This is a genomic window from Gammaproteobacteria bacterium (genome assembly GCA_011375345.1).
Lineage (GTDB): Bacteria > Pseudomonadota > Gammaproteobacteria > DRLM01 > DRLM01 > DRLM01.
The window spans coordinates 1-3,362 of sequence record DRLM01000073.1 but is presented as its reverse complement, the minus strand read 5'-3'; the positions used below and the strand labels follow the sequence as shown (position 1 = coordinate 3,362).

The following is a 3,362-nucleotide window of genomic DNA, read 5'->3' as shown; positions in this document are numbered from 1 at the left end:
TCGACCATTTCTCGCCGGCTGATACCTCGGTAGATAATTTCTACCATCAGGCTGACAGCAAAGGCGATCCAGGTGGCGTAGAAGGCGGATCGGTTGGTGTTCCACTGGTAGATCATCAATACCACGAAGACGGCGCTGGTGATGGCGGCGATGCCGTTGAGGTCGAACCCCAGGCCAAAGATGGAAAAAATACTGGCGCCGATCATGCTTCCGACGGCAATGGCGATGGCCTGCCACAGGCCGATGGTTTTTTCCATTGTTATGCAGCGCTCCCGGCGGTTTTTTTCATGGCAGGCAGTCTGCCCGTTTCAGCGCGCGCGCTTCTTTGCCTCCGTATCAATTCAGCCGGCGTCAGTGGTGCAGGCATCTTGGCAATCCATTTGTTGGTATCCTCTCCCGGGCACAGGGATGTGCCGCCGTTCAAACGGGCTTTTCCAGTACCAGCACGGCGAAGGGCCACAAGGGCACGCCGATCTTTTTTGACAAAACCACACGGGCGCCGGCCTGCTTCAGCGCCGGGAGGACGTTCACCGGGCGGCAGCCCATGGAGAGCCAGGGCAGGCGCCAGGCAACGGCTTCGATTGCGGTGGCCAGTACTTTGACCCAGGGGGCGTCCGGCTCGCTGGAGTGGGCGATACCGAGCCTGCCGCCGGGGCGGGTGACGCGGTACAGCTCCAGGGCGCCCGCCACCGGATCGTACAGGGGACAGAGGCTGTAGCTGGAGAGGACCACATCAAAACTGCCGTCGCGGTAGGGCAGGTGGACCATATCACCGGCCTGAAACCCTATCCGGCTTTGCAGGCCCGCCGCTGCGATTTTCCGGCGCGCTTCGGCCAGCATGGCTTCGCTGAGATCAAACAACACCACCCGGCCCTGCCGGCCCACTTTGCGCGCTGCCATGATGCCGGTGGTGCCGGTGCCCGCGCCGCAGTCCAGCACCCGGTCGCCCGGTTTCACGGTGGCGTCCACCAGCAGCTTTCTGCCTCGCTGATCGGACCTCGCGGTGATGAGGGCATGCTGAAGATCATAGCGCCGGGCGAGGTGGCGGTATACCGTTTTCAGTTGTTCCGGACTCAGGGCCGGGCGCATCTTGGCTTTCCTCTCGTTGCTTTGTGTCATCATGATAGCGCGCCGCGGGATGTCTGCGTCCGGCGCTAGGGGGTTCGTTCGTGCGTGGCGGGGAGTGGGATGGAATCGGTTACCGTGTTGTTGGTGGTGGTCGTCATCATGGTGGTGTTGTTCGATTTCACCAACGGTTTTCACGACGCCGCCGACATGGTGGCCACCGCCATCGCCTCGCGGGCCATGCGGCCGGCTGTGGCCATCGCCATTGTCACCGTGTTCACGTTCATCGCTCCCTTTTCGGTGGGGCTGGCAGTGGCCGATACTGTGGGCACCTTCGTCGATATCAGCGACGTCAGCCCCATGGTTGGCGGGAGCCTGGTGATCGCGGCCCTGGGGGCGGCGGTGAGCTACAACCTCGCCACCTGGCGGTTGGGTTTCCCCTCGTCCTCCTCCAATTCCCTGGCCGGCGGCCTGGTGGGGGCGGGCCTGTATGCTGTCGGCGCCGGCCACATCAACTGGGGCCTGGCGGCCTTGCAGGCCGGCAGCCTGGACGGGGTGATGAAGGTGGTGGCCGGCCTGTTTGTCTCGCCGCTGCTGGGTTTCGCGCTGGGCTTTGTCGTCATGAAGCTGCTTTTCCATCTGCTCCAAGGGGCCCGCAGCAGCGTCCGGCGGGTGTTCGTCGCCTCGCAATATCTCAGCGTCGCCTGGCTGGGTTTTTCCCACGGCGCCAACGACGCCCAAAAGGGCATGGCGGTGATTGCCATGATGCTGCTGGCCAGCGGTGTCACCCCCGGTTTCACCGTGCCCACCTGGGTGATCCTGTTGTGCGCCAGCTCCATCACCGTGGGGACGATGTTCGGCGGCTGGAAGATCATCAAAACCCTGGGCTTCGGGCTGTTCCGGGTGAAGCTGATCCACTCCGTGGCCAGCCAGGTGGGCGCGGCGGCGGTCAATTCCCTGGCCACCGCCCTGGGTGCGCCCACCTCCACCACCCAGGTGGTGACCGCCTCTCTGCTGGGCAATGGCGCGGCGGAAAAACCCAGCCATGTGAGATGGCGCACGGCGGCGGGCATTGTTGCCGGGTGGTGGTTCAACGTCCCCAGCTCGATGCTGTTGGGGGCCTGGTACTGCTGGCTGTGTCTGAAGTTGTGGGGGTGAGCATGGGGTTTATCGAAAAATTCATTTTGCCGAAAGAGGTGGATTTCGTCGCCGCTCTCAAGGGGCAGCTGGATGTCACCTGCGGCATTGTCCGTCACCTTTGCGACGCCGGGCTGCATCGGCAGGCCGGGGCGCTGGTGGTTATCGGACAGGAGGCCCGGCGGGCCCGGGAGCTGAAAAACAAAAACATGCAGGAGTTGCTGGATGTGTTCATCACCCCTTACGACAAGGAGGCCATCTACCGCCTCATTGTCCAGCTTGACTGGGTGGTGCTCAGCGTCAGGCATTTCGTCATCGAGCGGGAGGTCTACGGCATTGAGGCGCGCCGGGACCACCGGACCATCTTCCACGCGCTCAATGAGATGGCGACCCTGCTGGAGGAGGGTTTCAAGCACCTGGCGGCCAGGGAAATGGCCGCTCTCGCCACCACCACTGATCTGGTTCATGATAAATACGACCAGGTGGTGGAGTATTGTGCCCGGGCTGTGGCATTGCTCTTCCAAAGCGACAACTGCAAGACCATACTCATGCACAAGGATCTTATCGCCCAGCTGAAAGAAATCGCCAAACGCATGCACATCAGCGCCACCACCCTGGAGGACATGGCGATCAAAGCGGCGTAGGCGGGCGCACCGGGAGGAAGTGGCAATGGAAACGGAACTGATGAAACAAATGCTGCGGGACATGGTGCTGGCCCGCGTCTTTGAAGAGCGTGCCGCCCAGGAATACGCCCGGGGCAACATCGCCGGTTTTCTCCATCTCTATCCTGGTGAGGAGGCGGTGGCAGTGGGCGTGCTGCGTGCCGCCGAGCCGGCCGATTACATTGTCTCCACCTACCGCGAGCATGTCCATGCCCTGGTGCGCGGGATTCCGGCCACCGCCGTTATGGCCGAGCTGTTTGGCAAAAAGACCGGCTGCAGCAAGGGCATGGGCGGCTCCATGCATCTGTTCGACCGGGAACGGCGCTTCATGGGCGGCTATGCCATCGTCGGCGAGACCTTTCCCGTGGCCATCGGCATTGCCTATGCCATCGCCCTGCGCGGCCTGCCGGAGGTGGCCGTTTGTTTCTTTGGTGACGGCGCCGTCAACCAGGGTACCTTTCACGAGAGCCTTAATATGGCGGCCCTGTGGCGGTTGCC

At 62.8% G+C, this 3,362-nt stretch carries 5 protein-coding genes; 3 read left to right on the top strand and 2 right to left on the bottom strand.

Going from position 1 to position 3,362, the window contains the following annotated elements:
* Positions 1-257 (bottom strand): hypothetical protein (locus tag ENJ19_05305; GenBank protein HHM05144.1); only part of this gene is annotated, 257 nt, incomplete at its 3' end.
* 163 nt (positions 258-420) lie between these two features.
* Positions 421-1,089: a methyltransferase domain-containing protein gene (locus ENJ19_05300; GenBank protein ID HHM05143.1), complete on the bottom strand. Its 669-nt coding sequence runs from the start codon at positions 1,087-1,089 to the stop codon at positions 421-423.
* A gap of 99 nt (positions 1,090-1,188) precedes the next feature.
* Between ENJ19_05300 and ENJ19_05295 the strand changes: the two genes are divergently transcribed.
* The 3 genes from ENJ19_05295 to ENJ19_05285 form a co-directional block, all read left to right on the top strand.
* Positions 1,189-2,223 (top strand): inorganic phosphate transporter, encoded by a 1,035-nt coding sequence (locus ENJ19_05295; protein ID HHM05142.1) that lies wholly within the window; start codon positions 1,189-1,191, stop codon positions 2,221-2,223.
* Entirely contained in the window at positions 2,202-2,846 is a 645-nt protein-coding gene (locus ENJ19_05290) for a hypothetical protein (GenBank protein ID HHM05141.1), read from the top strand. The genes ENJ19_05295 and ENJ19_05290 overlap by 22 nt, the downstream gene beginning before the upstream one ends.
* 25 nt (positions 2,847-2,871) lie before the next feature.
* A partial coding sequence (locus tag ENJ19_05285; protein HHM05140.1) for a pyruvate dehydrogenase (acetyl-transferring) E1 component subunit alpha occupies positions 2,872-3,362 on the top strand: 491 nt, incomplete at its 3' end.

Bases quoted from the DNA above. Each gene is read 5' to 3' on its own strand.
- ENJ19_05300 (HHM05143.1), bottom strand. From the start codon at position 1,089: ATGCGCCCGGCCCTGAGTCCGGAACAACTGAAAACGGTATACCGCCAC.
- ENJ19_05295 (HHM05142.1), top strand. From the start codon at position 1,189: ATGGAATCGGTTACCGTGTTGTTGGTGGTGGTCGTCATCATGGTGGTG.